Source organism: Motilibacter peucedani (genome assembly GCF_003634695.1).
GTDB classification, from domain to species: Bacteria; Actinomycetota; Actinomycetes; order Motilibacterales; family Motilibacteraceae; genus Motilibacter; species Motilibacter peucedani.
Genome location: NZ_RBWV01000013.1, coordinates 193,176 through 209,614 on the forward strand (window position 1 = coordinate 193,176; position 16,439 = coordinate 209,614).

Sequence of the window (16,439 nt, forward strand, 5' to 3'; positions counted from 1 at the left end):
CTAGGTCGCCAGCGCGAGGCGCAGCTCGGCGTCGCTCGCGACGCCGAGTGCCGCGCGCACGTCCCCGAGCGCCGTCTCGACCGAGTGCGGGGTGAGGAAGAGCGAGGCCGCGATCTGCAGCGGGTCGGCACCTGCCGCCGCCATCGTCGCGACCCGGCGCTGGGTGGTGGTGAGCCGTACGCTGCCCGCCACCTGCACCGGAGCGCCGGCTCCCGCCGCGGCGAGCGCCGACGCAGCCTGTGCCGCGAGCCCGTCGGCGCCGCAGGCGGTGGCCAGCTGCAGCGCGCCGGTGAGCAGCTCGACCGACTCGGCGCCCGAGCTCACCAGTGCCAGGGCGTAGCGGGCCCGGGCCAGCTCCAGCCGCCACGGGCTGGGCTCGAGCATGGTGACCGCCTCACGCAGCTGCTCGACGCCCGCGGCCCCGCGCAGCCCGCCGAGCAGGCGCAGGCTGCGCCCGACCGCGCGGGTCGAGCCCCACTCGCGCCCGGCGGCCAGCTCCTCCGCCAGCAGCTGCTCCGCCTCGGGTCCCCGCCCCAGGGACGTCAGCGCCCGCGCCCGCAGCGAGCGCCACGGCGACCAGACCGGGTTGCGGACCTCGGTCAGCACGATGCCGGCGCGCTCGAGCCGGGCCAGCGCCTCCGCCGGCCGGTCCTCGGCGAGCAGCAGGGCCACCTCGGCCTCCACGTGCAGCCGCTCACCGTCGCCCATGCGCGGGTGGTCGTCGCGCGAGTCGAAGAACGCGCGGGCCTCGGCGGTGCGTCCGCGGTCGAGCAGCACCGCGACGACGAACCCCTCGCCGTAGGACGTGCCGATCGGCGGTCCGCCCCAGCGCTCGATCTGCTCGATGGCCGTGCGCAGCGACTGCTCGGCCTCGGGCAGGTCGCCCCGGTGCCACAGCGAGTGCCCGCGCCACATGTGGGTGGCCATGGCGGAGAAGAGCGAGCCGCGCTGGTGGGCGCTGCGGAGCATGTCGTCCCAGAACTCGCCGAGGTCCTCGTCGGCCATCTCGAGCAGGAAGGCGGCGACGACCCAGAACAGCCCCGGGTCGGTGCGCTGCAGGACGCCGTCGCGGAGGGCCGCGCGGCACAGGGCCACGACCTCGTCGCGGTCGGCGCCGGCGATCATCAGCTCCCAGGCGCGGGCGACCGAGAGCATCCGGGCGCCGGCCCCGTCGCCCTCGATCGCGGGGCTCGCGGGCCAGGGGCCGACCGGGAGCCCGTGCATGTGGGCGCCGACCCGGTCGAGCGCGACCAGCGCCTGCTGCGCGTCGACGGACGCCGGCCCGAGGTCGGGCGGCAGGTCGGCGGCGGCCCGGCGGGCGAAGGCACTGGCGGAGCCGCGCTCGCCGCCGAAGACCAGGGTGTGGGCCAGCACCTGCGCCGCGCGGGCCCGGGTGCCGGGGTCGGCGGCCAGCGCGTAGGCCTGCTCGAGGTGGCCGACCGCCGCCCCCGCGTCGGCCAGCGTCTCGAGCTGGCCGAGCTCGAGCAGCAGGGTGGCGCGCAGGTCCTCGGACTCCGGCGGCTCGGCGAGGGCACGGGCGAGGTACGCGGCGGCCCCCTCCGCCGCGCCCCTGTCGGTCGCGATCGCGGCGGCGCGCCGCAGGGTGCGCACGACCCACGCGTCGGCGCGCGCCGGCACCTGGAGCAGGTGCGCCGCCACCCGCTCGGCCGGCTCGCCGCGCTCGTCGAGCACGCGGGCGGCCCGCTCGTGGGCGAGCACCCGGTGGCCGGGCGCGATGCTGCGGTAGACCGCGTCGCGCACGAGCGGGTGGACGAAGCCGAGCGGCGGCTCGGGCCGCAGTATCTCCGTGCGCGAGAGGTCGGCCACGGCGTCGGCCGCCGTCTGCTCGTCGAGGCGCGCGAGGGACGCCACCGCGGGCAGCGACGCGCCCTCGCCGAGGACGGCCACGGCCCGTGCGGTGTCGCCGACGTGCGCGGGCAGCCGCCCGAGCCGCATCACGACGATGCTCGAGACCGCGCGCGAGCCGATCGCGACCACGGTGTCGGCGTGGGCGGTGTCGGGCGTGACGCCGTCCTGCTCGAGCGCGCGCACGAGCTGGCGCAGCAGCAGCGGGTTGCCGCCCGTGGTGCGGTGGCACGCGGCGACGAAGGCGGGCGAGGGCGCGCCGCCGAGCCGGTCGGCGACCAGGCGCCCGACGGCCTCCGGGCCGAGCGGTCCGGGGGACAGCGTCAGCGTGACCGGGTCGTGGGTGAGCTCGTCGACCAGCGTCGGGTCGCCGCCGGTCTCGCCGGTGCGCAGGGTGGTGACGAGCAGCACGGGCAGGCCCTCGAGGCGGCGCGCCAGGTAGGCGAGGAACCGCAGCGACGCGGCGTCGCACCAGTGCAGGTCGTCGACCGCGAGCACGAGCGGCCGCTCCGCAGCCATCGTGACCACCAGCCAGTAGAGCCCGTGCAGCGCCGCGAACGACCCGTCGGCCCGCGGCTCGCCGGCCCCGGTGTCGTCGAAGACCGCAGCCGCGGGCGCTGCGGCGCCCGCGAGCAGCCGGGCCCTCGCCGGCGGGTCGAGGAGCAGCGGCTCGACGAGCTGGCGGACCACGCCGAAGCCGTACTCCCGCTCGAGGGCGCTGCCCCGCGCACTCAGCACGAGGGCGTCGTGCGCGAGGGCCATCCGGCGCGCCTCGACCAGCAGCCGGCTCTTGCCGATGCCGGCGGGCCCCTCGACGACCACGGCGCCTCCCGCACCCGCCAGCGCATCGGCCACCACCGCCCGCAGCGCCGCCAGCTCGGCGTCGCGGTCGGCCAGGTCGCCGGGCTCCGGAGCGGCGAGCTGGGCGGGACGCGCGCGGCCCGCCGACGCAGCCGCCTGCCGGGCGGCCGGCACGTCGGGGCGGGGCGCCGGGTCGACCGGAGCGTCGAGCCCGGCGTCCTGCGCGAGGATCCGGGCCTCCAGCTCGCGCAGCGCCGGGCCCGGGTCGACGCCGAGCTCGTCGGCGAGCAGCCGGCGGGCCCGGCGCAGCGCCCCCAGCGCGTCGGACTGGCGCTGCGCCCGGTAGAGCGCGAGGGCGAGCAGCCGCCAGCGCTCCTCGCGCAGCGGCTCCTCCGCGGTCAGCGCCTCGAGCTCGGGGACGAGCACCGCGGGGTCGGCGGTGTCGAGCCGCGCGCCCAGGAGCCGCTCGCGCCCGACGTCGCGCAGCTCGCGCAGCCGGGCGCACTCGGCGTCGGCCCACCGGGAGCCCGACCACTCCGAGTACGCGTCGCCGCGGTAGAGCGCCAGCGCGCCCTCCAGCAGCGGCACCGCTTCGGCGGGCGAGGCGGCGAGGGTGCCGGCGCGGACGAGCTGCTCGAAGCGCCAGGCGTCGACGGCCTCGTCGGGCAGGCGGCAGGCGTAGCCCGCCCGCTCGCGCACGAGGACCGCCGCGCGGGCCCGTGCGTCGCGGTCGGGCTCGAAGGCGCGGCGCAGGTGCGAGACGTACGACTGCAGCGCGCCCTGCGCGCCGGGCGGCGGAGCCTCGCCCCACAGCAGGTCGGCGAGGCGCTCCGGCGACAGGGCCGACCCGCGCGCCAGCAGGAGCAGGGCGAGGACGCCGCGCTGGCGCCGGCCGCCCAGGTCGAGCTCGCCGCGGTCGGACCACCCGGACAGCCCGCCGAAGACCTGCAGGCGCACGCCGACCGCCGGGGGAGCAGCCTCGCCTGCGCGCACGGAGCAGACGCTAGGGCCTCGGTGCGCCCTGCGCGAGGGTTTCGCACCGTTCTGACGGCGGGTCGTCGCCCGGCTCAGCCGTGGAAGAGCAGCAGGAGCCCGCCGACGGTGTAGGCGACCATCACCAGGAGGAGGGGCAGCTGGCCGACGACCGCGCGCCGGCGGTCGAGCACCGCGACGGCCCGGTCGTGCGCCAGCACGACGCCCACGACGTGCCCGGCCACCACCGCCACCACCTGGAGCCCTGCGACGGAGCCCGGCCGGAGCAGGCTCGTGTCGACCGCTCGGTCGCGCAGGCCGAGCAGGTCGGAGCCGCGCTGCAGCGGGTCGGTGGCCAGGATCAGCGTGCGCTGGCCCTGGTAGACGAGGAACGAGAAGTAGTGCGCGACGACGTAGCCGAGCGCGATCGGCACCAGCGTGTGCGCGAACCGCCCGGGCAGCTCCCGCCGGGCCGGTCCACCGGTCGCCAGCGCACCCCCGGACGCCCACGTCGCGAGCCAGAACGCGCCGCCGACGGCGACCACCGTCCCGAGCAGGCCGGCCGTGCCGACCAGGGTGCGGTGGTCGGAGGTCTGGGCGTAGGCGATCCACCGGGTCGAGCCGGCCCACGCGTCCCACGCCGTCGACCCCAGCATCACCGCCACGACGCCGACCGTCCCCGGCCCGACCGGCAGGGTCGTCATGCCTGCGAGCGGGTTGCGCAGCACCAGCCGACCGTCGGGGCGCCGGGCCACCGGGGCCAGCCGGCCGAACGCCCCTGACCACGCCTCGAACGGGTCGGCCGCCGCGAACCACGCGTTGCCGAACACCGCCGCTCCGACGAGCAGCACGCCGGCGTAGAGCGCCGTCGCCACCCGCAGGGTCGGCAGGCTCGAGGCGTCCGGCTTCACGAGCTCGAGCCAGACGAACCCGAACAGCGCCGCCGCGGCCGGCCACCGGCCGACCCAGCGCGGCAGGGCCGCGAGCCCCTCGTCGACGGGCGTGGCGAGCAGCCGCGAGAGGAGGGCGTGCAGCGTACGCAGCGGGCTGACCGCCCGCCAGACCGGTCCGAGCAGCACCGAGAGCGGGACGACGCCGACCCACAGCAGCACGAACACCGCGCCCGGGTAGGGGTTGGTGTCGACGTCGCTGCCGCCGACGGCGGAGGCGAGGAACCACCCGCAGACGACCAGGCCGAGCACCCGCACGGTCCAGGCCGTCGCCGGGGCGGCCAGGGCGCGGTCGAGGGACCGCGGCAGCTCGACGCCGGACGCGGCGCGCAGCCGGGGCGTCGACCACAGGGCGCCGAGCGCGACGAACGACACGACCAGCGCCACGGCGGCGCCGATGACGACGTCGTGCAGGGGCAGCGGCAGGTCCTGGCGGCCGGAGAGGCCGTGCGCCACGACCGCGGGCGCAGCCGCCGTCATGCCGTGCGGCTCATCGCACCCGCAGCTGGAACAGCGTCAGCCCCGACTCGTGGGTCTCGACGTCGAACGAGCCCGACGTGTCTGCGACGAACGAGAGCACCGCCGGCACCTTCGCCTGGAGCGGCACCTCGCGGTCGTAGCCGTGCACGTGCAGCTCGTCGGCGACGTCGCTGGTGACGCGCAGGGTCACGTAGGTGCCCTTCGCGACGTCGACGTGGCTCGGCGGGGGCGAGACTCGGCCGCCGGTGATGCGCACGTCGACCTCGCGCTCAGCGCTGCCGCCGGGGCTGGTGTCGCCGCCGGCCCCGCGGGGGGACGTGCTGGGCGACGGGGTCGGGCTGGCGCTGGGGCCGCGGGTGGGCGACGGCGTCGGCGTGGCGGTCGGCGAGGCGACTGCCGACGCGGTGGGCGAGGTCGACGGCGAGGGGGCGGGCACCGCGGACGCCGGCGCGGAGTCCTCGGGCGAGGGGACCGGCGCCTCGGTCGGCGCCGCAGCAGCGGTCGCGCTGGTGCCGACCGTCGGCTCGTCGGCGAGCGGCTTGTCGCCGCTGCCGGAGCAGGCCGCGGCCCCGAGGGCCAGCACCGCGCCGAGGCAGGCGGCGCGCAGGGGGCGGCCGACGCGTACCTCTCTCACACCGCCCAGGCTAGGCCACGGACGCCGACCGCCCGTCACCCGGCGTGACAGCATGTGCGCTCCCGACCGAGCGAGAGGACCCCGCGATGACCGAGCCGCGGCGTGCCCTCGTGCTCGGTGCCGGCGGCGTGCTGGGTGCGGCGTGGATGACCGGCGCGCTCTGCGCGCTGGAGCAGGTGTGCGGCGTTCGCCCCGCCGAGGCGGAGGTGCTGCTCGGCACGTCGGCGGGCTCGGTGCTGACCGCCATGTTGGCCGCCGGGCTCACTCCGGAGCACCTGCGCGACCACCAGCGCGGCCTCCCGCTCCCGCCCGGGCTGGGCGCCGAGGGCGCGGGCATCACGTGGGACCACGAGACCGGGACGGGTGGCTGGCTCCCCACCCGTCCCGCGCCGCCGCCCGCCTCGCCGGTGCTGCTCGCCGCTGCCCTGCGCCAGCCGGGCAGCGTGCCGTGGCTGACGACGCTGTGGGCCGCGATGCCCCGCGGCCGCGGCGACCTCGGCGAGCTGCGCCGCGCCGTCGACGACGCCGTGGGTGTCGGCCGCTGGGCGCCGCGCCCCGGCGTGCAGGTCGTCGCCACCGACTTCCGCACCGGGCGCCGCGTCGCGCTCGACGGCACCGACCCGGCCTGCTCGCTCTCCGAGGCCGTGGCGGCCTCGTGCGCCGCGCCGATCTGGTACTCGCCGCAGCGCGTCGGCGGCGAGACGTTCGTCGACGGCGGCGTGTCGTCGGTGACCAGCGCGGACCTGCTGGCCGGGCGTGGTCTCGACGAGGCGTACGTGCTGGCCCCCCTCGCCGCGACCCGTCCGGACCGCCCGGTCGAGAGGGCTGCGCGGCTGGAGCGGCGCTGGCGCCGCCGCACCACCCGGCGGGTGCTCGCCGAGGTGCGGCTGCTGGCCGCCTCGGGCACTCGCGTGGTGCTCGTGACCCCCGGGCCGGAGGACCTTGCCGCCATGGGTGCGAACCTGATGGACCCCCGCCGACGCACCGCTGTGATGGAGACCGCCCTGCACACCACCGAAGCCGCCCTGCGCCGGCGCGTGGCGCCGTGACGACCCGCGTCTACCTGCCGGGCACCGCCGCCACGCTGGCCGTGCTGCTGGCCGAGCGCCGCCTCGGGCCGGCGCCGCTCGCCGCGCGCGCCGTCACGCGCGCCCTGCGCGAGGCCTGGCCCGAGGGCGACGAGGAGGAGCTGGAGTTCTCCGCCGGCGCCGACGCCGCCTACGACTCGCTCGAGCTGCTGGCCGCCGACCCGGGCGTGCCGCGGCGGGTGGTGCTCGCCGCCGACGTCGACGACAGCACCGTGGAGCTGGACCCGGAGCGGGGGCTCAGCGCCGTCGTCGTCACCGCTGAGGTCCGGCTCGCGGCCGTCGCCAGCGTCCATGCCGACGAGGCGCCCGCCGAGGAGCGCGTCCGCGCAGCCCTCGCGGCGCTGCCGGCCGCCGCGGCGGGCGACGAGGCCGCCGAGCGCGTCGTCGACGCCGTCGAGGACGACGACCTGCTGTGGTGGGCCACCCAGGAGGTCGGCGACCTGCTGTCCGAGCTCGGGCTCCCGGGCTGAGCGCCGTCGCACCGGCGCGGCCGGTCCGGCGCGGCGGGCAGCTGGTCGGCGGCTCGGCGCTCATCGGCGCGGGTGTCGCGGTCGTGCTGACGACGCACCTGGGCACCGACCCGTACGGCCTGCTGGTCTCGGGCGTCAGCGAGTCCTCCGGCCTGAGCTACGGGCTCGCCAACGCGGTCGTCGGGCTGCTGCTCGTCGTCGCGTGGTGCGGCCTCGGTCGCCGCCTGCCGGGGCTGGGCAGCGTCGTGCAGCCGCTGGTGACCGGTGCGACCGCGAACCTCGCGCTCGACCTGCTGCCCGACGCGCAGGACGCACCGCTCGCAGTGCGGATCGGGCTGCTCGCGCTCGGCATCGTCACCATGGGCACCGGCGCCGGGCTCTACCTCGGCGCTGCGCTCGGGCCCGGACCGCTCGAGGGAGCCGCCGTGACCGTCTCGGAGCTGCGCGGCTGGAGCTTCGCCCGGGTCTACACCCCGCTGCTCGTCGTCTGCGTCGTCACGGGCGCCGCGCTCGGCGGCACTCTCGGCGCGGGCACCCTGGTGGCGGCGCTGTGCCTCGGCCCGCTGGTCGAGGCTGTGCGGAGCCGCACCGACGCGGGCGGCGCCGAGCCCCCGGTGCGAGGATGAGCCGTTCCCGCCACCGACGCCGAGGAGCACGAGCATGACGGACGACCCGCTGCGCACGGCCTACCTCTCCGGGCTCGCGCCCGACGAGCGGCGTGAGCTGGGGGACCGGGCCGAGGCCGCCCTGGCCGCGCACGGCGAGCTGGCCGCGACGCGCCGGCCGGGCGAGACGCTGGTGCGCTCCTACGCGCCGGGGCCCCGCACGCTGGCGCTCGACGTGGTCACCGACGACATGCCCTTCCTGGTCGACTCGCTCACCGCGGAGGTCACCCGCCGCGGCTGCGCGATCTCGTGGCTCGCCCACCCGCAGCTCGCCGTGCAGCGCGACGACGACGGCCGGCTCGCCGAGGTGGTCGGCCCGGCCGGCGAGGCGTGCCCGTCCGGCTGCCTGCCCGAGTCCTGGATCCACGTCGAGGCGGTCCCCTCGCGGCCGGTGGCGCCCGAGGAGCTGGCCGAGGCCGTGCGCGCGGTGCTGGGCGACGTGCGCGTCGCGGTCGAGGACTGGGAGGCGATGCGCTCCGTGGCCGAGCGTCTGGCCACCGAGCTCGCGCAGGACCCGCCGGTCGCCCACGCGCAGTCGGAGGTGGACGAGGCCGTCGAGCTGCTGGGCTGGCTCGCCGGCGGGGCGTTCACCTTCCTCGGCTACGCCGAGTACTCGCTGGTCGAGGGCGAGGAGTCCGACTCGTTGGTGCCGGTGCCGGGCAGCGCGCTGGGCCTGCTGCGCCCCCACGAGCCGGCCACCCGCCCGGGCGGCGCCTCCGGCACCGAGCTGCGGTCGCCGGCGATCCGCGCCAAGGCCCGCGAGCCGCGGCTGCTGCTCATCACCAAGGCCAACTCGCGCAGCACCGTCCACCGGCCGGCCTACCTCGACTACGTCGGCATCAAGGTGTTCGACGCCGACGGGCGGGTGGTCGGCGAGCGCCGGTTCGTCGGCCTGCTCTCGACCACCGCCTACTCCGACAGCGTGCGCCGCATCCCCGTCGTGCGGCAGAAGGTCGCCGAGATCCTGCGCCGCGCCGGCACGACGGCCCACAGCCACTCGGGCCGCGGGCTGCTGCAGGTGCTCGAGGCCTACCCCCGCGACGAGCTGTTCGGCGTCGGCGTCGACACCCTCGCCGAGACGGTCGGCGCGGTGCTGCGTCTGCAGGAGCGCCGCCGCGTACGCCTGTTCGTCCGCCGCGACGACTACGGCCGCTTCGCGTCGTGCCTGGTCTACCTGCCGCGCGACCGCTACGACACCCAGGCGCGCATGCGCATGGAGTCGGTGCTGCGCAAGGCGTTCGGCGCCGAGAGCGTCGAGTACTCCACCCGCGTCACCGAGTCCGTCCTCGCCCGGCTGCACTTCGTCGTGCGTGTGCCCGCCGGCCGCGAGGTGCCCGAGGTCGACGTCGTGGAGCTCGAGGGCCGGCTCGCCGCGGCCGTGCGCACCTGGGGCGACGAGCTCGCCGAGGCGCTGGCCGACGCGCTGCCCGGCCCGTGCGGCGACGAGCTGCTGGCCCGCTACGCCGACGCGTTCCCGGAGGCCTACAAGGAGGACTTCGACGCGATCACCGCGGTGCAGGACCTGCGCCGGCTGGAGTCGCTCTCCGACGAGTCCACCCGCGGGCTCGTGACCGCGGTGAGCCCCGGCTCCGGCGGCCTGCGCCGGTTCACGGTCTACCGCCGCTCACCCGTCTCCATCTCGAGGGTGCTCCCACTGCTGGCCCGCATGGGGGTGGAGGTCGTCGACGAGCGGCCCTACCAGCTCTCGCCGGCGGACGGTGGCAGCGCGTGGATCTACGCGCTCGGCGTGCGCTACCCCTCCGACCCGGCCCCCGACGTGCCCGAGGGCGAGGCGCTGCGCCTGTTCCAGGACGCCTTCGCCGCGGCCTGGCACGGCGAGGCCGACTCCGACGGCTTCGACGAACTGGTGGTCTCCGCTGGTCTGTCGTGGCGCCAGGTGCTCGTCGTGCGCGCGTGCGCGAGGTGGCTGCGCCAGGCGTCGGCCGGCTTCGCCGCCTTCAGCCCCGCCTACCTGGAGCGTGCACTGGTGCGCAACGCCCAGGTGGCGCGACTGCTGGTGCAGCTGTTCGAGGCGCGCTTCGACCCGGCCCGCGAGACCGGGCGCTCCGAGGCGGTGGAGCACCTGCACGCCCGCACGCTGGAGGCGATCGACGCGGTCGAGAGCCTCGACGAGGACCGCATCCTGCGCGGCGTCCTGGCTGTGGTGACCGCCGCCCTTCGCACCAACTACTTCCAGCTGGGCACGGACGGGCGGCCCAAGCCGTACCTCTCGCTCAAGCTCGACCCGCACCGGGTGCCGGACGTCGCGGAGCCGAGGCCGGCGTACGAAGTGTTCGTCCACTCGCCGACGGTGGAAGGCGTGCACCTGCGCTTCGGTGCAGTGGCACGCGGTGGCCTGCGGTGGTCCGACAGGCGTGAGGACTTCCGCACCGAGATCCTGGGCCTGGTCAAGGCGCAGGCGGTCAAGAACGCGGTCATCGTCCCCGTCGGCGCCAAGGGCGGCTTCGTGGTACGCCGCCCGCAGGCCGATCCCCGTGACCGCGAGGCGTTCGTCGCCGAGGGCGTCGAGTGCTACCGGCTGTTCATCCGCGGCCTGCTCGACATCACCGACAACCGCGTCGAGAGCCGCGGGCACAGCGAGGTCGTGCCGCCGCCCCGGGTGGTGCGCCACGACGGCGATGACCCCTACCTCGTCGTCGCGGCCGACAAGGGCACGGCCACCTTCAGCGACATCGCCAACGGCATCGCGGCCGACTACTCCTTCTGGCTCGGCGACGCCTTCGCCTCGGGCGGGTCCGTCGGCTACGACCACAAGGCGATGGGCATCACCGCGCGCGGCGCCTGGGAGGCCGTGCGCCGCAGGTTCCGCGAGCTCGGCCACGACACGCAGACGACGCCCTTCACGGTCGTCGGCGTCGGCGACATGAGCGGCGACGTCTTCGGCAACGGGATGCTGCTCAGCGAGCAGATCCGCCTGGTCGCCGCGTTCGACCACCGCCACGTCTTCCTCGACCCCGACCCCGACCCGGCCGTCAGCTTCGCCGAGCGCGCCCGGCTCTTCGCGCTGCCGCGCTCCTCGTGGGCCGACTACGACGAGTCGCTGCTGTCGTCCGGCGGAGGCGTCTTCCCCCGGTCGCTCAAGCACATCCCGGTGAGCCCTCAGGTGCGCGCCCGCCTCGGCATCGAGCCCGACGTCGAGCAGCTGACGCCGGCCGAGCTGATGCGCGCGATCCTGCTGGCCCCCGTCGACCTGTTCTGGAACGGCGGCATCGGCACCTACGTCAAGGCGACCGGCGAGACGCACGCCGAGGTCGGCGACAAGGCCAACGACGCGCTGCGCGTCGACGGCGCCCGCCTGCGGGTGCGGGTCGTCGGCGAGGGCGGCAACCTGGGCGTCACCCAGCTCGGTCGCGTCGAGGCGGCGCTCGCCGGCGTACGCATCGGCACCGACGCCATCGACAACTCCGCCGGCGTCGACACCTCCGACCACGAGGTCAACATCAAGATCGTCGTCGACTCGGCCGTGCGCGCGGGCGCCGTCGCCTCCGACGAGCGCGTTCCGCTGCTCCAGGCGATGACCGGCGACGTCGCCGCCCTGGTGCTGCGCGACAACTACCTGCAGAACTACCTGCTCGGAGTCGGTCGCACCCTCGCGCCCTCCATGCTGCCCGTGCACGAGCGGGTGATGCGCACCCTCGAGGAGCGCAAGGTCCTCGACCGCCGGCTCGAGCGCCTGCCCGGCTCGGCGCAGGTGCGGGTGCGGCTGGGCGAGGGCGGGGGGCTGACGACGCCGGAGTACGCCGTGCTGGTCGCCTACGTCAAGAACGTGCTGTCGGGCGACCTGGTCGCCACGCCGGTGCCCGACGAGGCGTGGACGACGCCCGTGCTGCGCGGCTACTTCCCGCCGCTGCTGCGGGAACGGCTGGGCGCCCGGCTCGACGAGCACCCGCTGCGGCGCGAGATCGTCACCACCGAGGTCGTCAACGACCTGGTCAACCGGGCGGGCGTGACCTTCGCCTTCCGTGCGCAGGAGGAGACCGGCGCCAGCGTCGCCGACGTGGTGCGCGCCTACGTCGTGGTGCGCGAGGTCTTCGGTCTCGACGCGCTGTGGCGCGAGGTGGAGGGGCTCGACGGCGTGGCCGACACCGGCGCGCAGACCGCCCTCGTGCTCGAGACGCGCCGGCTCGTCGACCGCGCGACCCGCTGGTTCCTGCAGAGCCGGCCGCCCGGGCTCGACGTCGAGCAGGAGGTGGCGCGCTACGCGTCGACCGTGCGGGAGCTCTCGGCGGAGGTGCCGCGGCTGGTCGGCGCCGAGGCAGCGGCCCGGCTGCGTACGCTCGGCGCCCGGCTCGCCGCGCCCGGGGTGCCCGCGGAGCTCGCCGACCGCGTGGCTGCGCTGCTCGACGTGTTCGCCCTGCTCGACGTGGTGGAGGTCGCCCGCTCTGTCGAGGTCGCGCCCGGCCAGCACTGCGAGCCGGCCGAGGTGGCGCCGCTCTACTTCGCGCTCGACGACCGCTACGCGATCGAGTCGCTGCTCTCGCGCATCGCGGGGCTGCCGCGCGGCGACCGGTGGCAGGCGATGGCCCGCGCGTCGGTGCGCTACGACCTCTACGCGACGCTCGCCTCGCTCACGACCGCCGTGCTGCGCGAGACCCCGGCGGGAGAGCCGCTCGGCCGCATCACCGCCTGGGAGCAGGTCCGCGGCGAGCTGCTCGCCCGCGCCCGCGGCACCGTCGACGCCGCGCTCGCCGCCGAGCCGGCCGACCTCGCCACCCTCTCGGTGGCCCTGCGCGCCCTGCGGACCCTCCTGCGCTGACCGCCCCCGCGGGTCGGGCAGCGGGCGGGGGAGCGGAGGCGCACTAGAGTCGCCGGGTGCCGACGCTGTCCGACCTCGCCCGGGACCAGGGCCTCGACCCCGCCGACGTGGCGCACCTTCAGGCGCTGACGGCCGACTGGCAGCTGCTGGCCGACCTCTCCTTCGCCGACCTGGTGCTGTGGGTGCCGTGCCCGGACGACGCGGACGGGTACGTCGCGGTGGCCCAGATGCGCCCGACCACCGGGCCCTCGCTGCTGCACGACGACGTGGTGGGCCAGTGCCTGGCGCGCGGCAAGCGCCCGCTGGTCGACCACGCGTTCGACGAGGCCAAGATCGCCCGCGGGCGCGAGCTCGAGTGGCGCGACGACGTGCCCGTGCGCGAGGAGACGATCCCGGTCGTCCGCGAGGGCAGGGTCCTCGCGGTCATCAGCCGGCACACCAACCTGGCCACGGCGCGCACCCCGAGCCGGCTCGAGGTGACCTACCTGCGCTGCGCCAACGACCTGGCGCTCATGATCGCCGACGGGGTCTTCCCCTACCCGGGCTCGAGCGACGGCGGTGCCGCCTCACCGCGCGTCGGCGACGGCCTGCTGCGGCTCGACGCCGCAGGGCTGGTCACCTACGCGAGCCCCAACGCGCTGTCCGCCTACCGCCACCTCGGGCTGGCGGCCGACCTGGTCGGCGCCCACCTCGGGCGCACCACCGCGGTGCTCGCGCCCTCGCAGATGCCGGTCGACGAGGCCGTCGAGTGGGTGGCCGGCGGCAGCGCGCCCCGGCAGACCGAGGTCGAGGGCCACGGCGTCATCGTGCTGCTGCGCGTGCTCCCGCTGCTGGTGGAGGGCGCCCGGGTCGGTGCGCTCGTGCTGGTGCGCGACGTCACCGAGCTGCGCCGGCGCGAGCAGGAGCTGCTGAGCAAGGAAGCCACGATCCGCGAGATCCACCACCGCGTGAAGAACAACCTGCAGGCGGTGGCCGCGCTGCTCCGGCTGCAGGCCCGGCGCGTGTCGGCACCCGAGGCGCAGGCGGCGCTCGCCGAGGCGGTGCAGCGGGTCGGCTCCATCGCCGTCGTCCACGAGACGCTCTCGCGCTCGACCGACGGGCTGGTGGGCTTCGACGAGGTGGCCGAGCGGCTCACCTCGGGCGTGGTGGAGGTGGCGCAGACCGGCGCCACCGTGCGGCTGCGGCGCACCGGCACCTTCGGCACCCTGCCCGCCGAGACCGCGACCCCGCTGGCCATGGTGCTCACCGAGCTGGTGCAGAACGCGGTCGAGCACGGCAGCGGCGCCCGCGGCGGCACGGTCGAGGTGCGGGCCGAGCGCCACGAGCGCAGCCTCACCGTGAGCATCTCCGACGACGGACCCGGGCTGCCCGAGGGCTTCAGCCTCGAAGGCTCGGCCAACCTGGGCCTGCGGATCGTCGCCGGCATGGTGCGCACCGAGCTGCGCGGCGACCTGGTGCTGGCCGCCGGGCCCGAGGGCGGCACGGTCGCCACCGTGACCCTGTGGGTCCCGGCCGGCGACGCGGACCCCGCGCTCGCCTGAGCGGGCCGCCGGGCTCCCCGCCCACCGGCCCCGGACGCGCCGAACCCCCGGCGGGCGGTGGCCCGGGCCGGGGGTTCGGGAGGTGCGGGGGAGGTCGTCCCTAGGCGGTGCGTACGCGGTTGCGCGCCGCGCGGCGCTTGAGCGCCCGCCGCTCGTCCTCGCTGAGCCCGCCCCAGACGCCGGAGTCCTGGCCGGACTCGAGCGCCCACTGCAGGCACGTGTCGGTGACCGCGCAGCGCCGGCAGACGGCCTTCGCCTCGTCGATCTGGGAGAGCGCCGGGCCGGTGTTCCCGATGGGGAAGAAGAGCTCCGGGTCTTCCTCACGACAGGCAGCCTCGTGGCGCCAGTCCATGTGTCTACTCCTCGCACGTCGACGTCGTGGGGCGCCGTGCCCCTCGACGGTGGGTGTCCTGCTCGTGAACGACGTCACGAGCAGGGGCGTTCCACGGCGCTCCCACGGTGTGTGGGAGCATCGGTGAACGCTGGTCTCCGCCAGCGGGTGGAGACGCGCTGCGCTCGTCCCGACCCGCTCTGCTATGAGCCTTCCATCGATGAGTGGCGTTCCACAAGCGTTTCAGGCTTGTTTCCCTCAGCGGTGCGCTGTCTCCTGCATCACAGTACGGTCACGATCAGCGCCTTCGTGCCCCTCTGTCCGCCTCGCCGTGGGTCTCCGTCCGCCCACGGCAACGCGCCGCCACCACCGCCCTTGCCCCCGTGCGGCGCCGGTCAACCGTCCTCAGGCGCGCAGCCGCAGCGGCAGCCTCCGACGCCGCTGCGCCGGCTGCGGACCGGCGACCACCGGGAGCACCGCGCGGAAGCCCTCCAGCAGCAGCCGGGTGCGGGGCTCGAGCGCCTCGCCGTCGAGCTCGAGGGGGAACGCGCGCTCGGCCGACACCTCGACGCGGCTGACGTCGTGCAGGTTGACCATCTGGCGGCCGCGCGGCGAGGTGGCCCGCAGCATGCCGGCTGCGGCGCGGGTCACGGTGACGGGACCGATGCGGTGGACCGCGAAGACGTCGAGGCCCGACTCGAACGACGCCCGCGGGAACGGGTCCACGGGCCGCGGGCCGAGGTACGTCCACGGCCGGGTGTTGGCGACGACCGCCATCCGCGCGGGGAACGGGTCGGCGCCCTCGACGCTGACCTGCATGACGGGCACCCGGCCGGCGCCCACGGCCAGGGCAGCGGCGGCCTCGCGCAGGTAGAGGACCGGGGTCGCCGCCGCGCCCTGGGCGCGTCGGCCCTCGACGCGGCGCACGACCTCGGCGTCGAGACCGACGCCTGCCGCGAAGGTGAACCAGCGCCCGTCGGCGCGGCCGAGCCCGACGACGCGACGGTGCCCGGCAGCGGCCGCGCGCACGAGAGCGGCTGCCGCCTCGAGCGGGTCGCGGGGCAGGCCGAGCGCGCGGGCGAAGACGTTGGTGCTGCCGCCGGGCACCACGCCCAGGGCCGGACCGCCGGCGGCGGGGGAGCTGCCGCTGCCCAGCAGCCCGTTGACCAGCTCGTTGACAGTGCCGTCGCCGCCCAGCCCGACGACGAGCTCGAAGCCCCGGGCGCCGGCACCGGCCGCCAGCTCGACGGCGTGGCCGCGGGCGCGCGTCCAGGCCACCTCGACCTCGAGGCCGCGGGAGAGGACGCCGACGACCGCGTCGCGGGTGGCCTGCGTGGTGGTGGTCGCCACGGGGTTGGCCACCAGCAGCGCACGCACGCGGCCACTCTAGGGGCGGGCCCGCGCTCTACAGTGACGCGGTGTCCGCTACCTCCCCGCCGCCCGCCACACCTGGGACCCCGGGGCGCACCCGCGAGCCCGGGCTCGTCGTGCTCGCCGCCTGCGTCGCGCTGGAGGGCGCCGCGCTGGTGGTGCTCGGCCTGCTGGTGCTGGCGTCGGTCGTCGCCGGCGGCGGCGGCAACGTCGGGCTCTTCCTGTCGCTCGTGCTGCTGTTCGGGCTCTACGGCGGGGTGCTGCTGCTCGCCGCGCGCGCGATGCTGCACCGCCGGCGCTGGGCGCGCTCGCTCGGGATCCTGTCGCAGCTGATCGCCCTGCTCATGGCGCCGACGGTCCTGGGCGCCGGCGTGTGGGCCGCGGGCGTGCCGATGCTGGTCGTCGCCGCCGTGGCGCTGGTGCTCGTGCTGCTGCCGCAGGTGGGCGGCCGCCTCGACGACGGCGCCCGCCCGTAGCCCTGTCGCACGCCACC

At 76.7% G+C, this 16,439-nt stretch carries 11 protein-coding genes; 6 read left to right on the top strand and 5 right to left on the bottom strand.

Features of this window, described 5'->3' with window-relative positions:
• From CLV35_RS14005 to CLV35_RS19750, 3 genes are all read right to left on the bottom strand, one after another.
• Complete coding sequence (locus CLV35_RS14005; RefSeq protein WP_183061979.1) at positions 1-3,660, bottom strand: BTAD domain-containing putative transcriptional regulator; 3,660 nt, start codon at positions 3,658-3,660, stop codon at positions 1-3.
• A gap of 74 nt (positions 3,661-3,734) precedes the next feature.
• Positions 3,735-5,069, bottom strand: a complete 1,335-nt coding sequence (locus CLV35_RS14010) for a hypothetical protein (protein WP_121194110.1) — start codon at positions 5,067-5,069, stop codon at positions 3,735-3,737.
• 10 nt (positions 5,070-5,079) lie between these two features.
• On the bottom strand, positions 5,080-5,703 hold the full coding sequence (locus CLV35_RS19750; protein WP_147431971.1) for a hypothetical protein: 624 nt from the start codon (positions 5,701-5,703) through the stop codon (positions 5,080-5,082).
• Between the two features lie 86 nt (positions 5,704-5,789).
• Here CLV35_RS19750 and CLV35_RS14025 point away from each other — a divergent pair, with 86 nt between their 5' ends.
• The 5 genes from CLV35_RS14025 (at position 5,790) to CLV35_RS14045 (ending at position 14,244) form a co-directional block, all read left to right on the top strand.
• Positions 5,790-6,752, top strand: a complete 963-nt coding sequence (locus tag CLV35_RS14025; RefSeq protein WP_121194113.1) for a patatin-like phospholipase family protein — start codon at positions 5,790-5,792, stop codon at positions 6,750-6,752.
• Positions 6,749-7,261, top strand: a complete 513-nt coding sequence (locus CLV35_RS14030; protein WP_231121813.1) for a DUF6912 family protein — start codon at positions 6,749-6,751, stop codon at positions 7,259-7,261. The genes CLV35_RS14025 and CLV35_RS14030 overlap by 4 nt, the downstream gene beginning before the upstream one ends.
• An 83-nt stretch (positions 7,262-7,344) precedes the next feature.
• A complete protein-coding gene (locus CLV35_RS14035; protein WP_147431972.1) occupies positions 7,345-7,887 on the top strand; it encodes a YczE/YyaS/YitT family protein in 543 nt (180 codons plus the stop codon).
• Positions 7,888-7,921: 34 nt separating this feature from the next.
• The gene (locus CLV35_RS14040) at positions 7,922-12,703 is read left to right on the top strand and encodes an NAD-glutamate dehydrogenase (RefSeq protein ID WP_121194115.1); all 4,782 of its coding nucleotides are present in this window, start codon (positions 7,922-7,924) and stop codon (positions 12,701-12,703) included.
• Between the two features lie 56 nt (positions 12,704-12,759).
• Positions 12,760-14,244, top strand: coding sequence for a sensor histidine kinase (locus CLV35_RS14045; protein ID WP_121194116.1), 1,485 nt, complete (start codon positions 12,760-12,762; stop codon positions 14,242-14,244).
• A gap of 100 nt (positions 14,245-14,344) precedes the next feature.
• Here CLV35_RS14045 and CLV35_RS14050 read toward each other — a convergent pair whose 3' ends face one another.
• Together CLV35_RS14050 and CLV35_RS14055 are read right to left on the bottom strand one after the other, a co-directional pair.
• Positions 14,345-14,596, bottom strand: a complete 252-nt coding sequence (locus CLV35_RS14050; RefSeq protein WP_121194117.1) for a WhiB family transcriptional regulator — start codon at positions 14,594-14,596, stop codon at positions 14,345-14,347.
• A 384-nt stretch (positions 14,597-14,980) separates the two neighbouring features.
• Positions 14,981-15,952, bottom strand: coding sequence for a diacylglycerol/lipid kinase family protein (locus CLV35_RS14055; protein WP_121194118.1), 972 nt, complete (start codon positions 15,950-15,952; stop codon positions 14,981-14,983).
• A 41-nt stretch (positions 15,953-15,993) separates the two neighbouring features.
• Here CLV35_RS14055 and CLV35_RS14060 point away from each other — a divergent pair, with 41 nt between their 5' ends.
• Positions 15,994-16,422: a hypothetical protein gene (locus CLV35_RS14060; RefSeq protein WP_147431973.1), complete on the top strand. Its 429-nt coding sequence runs from the start codon at positions 15,994-15,996 to the stop codon at positions 16,420-16,422.
• Positions 16,423-16,439 lie beyond the last annotated feature (17 nt).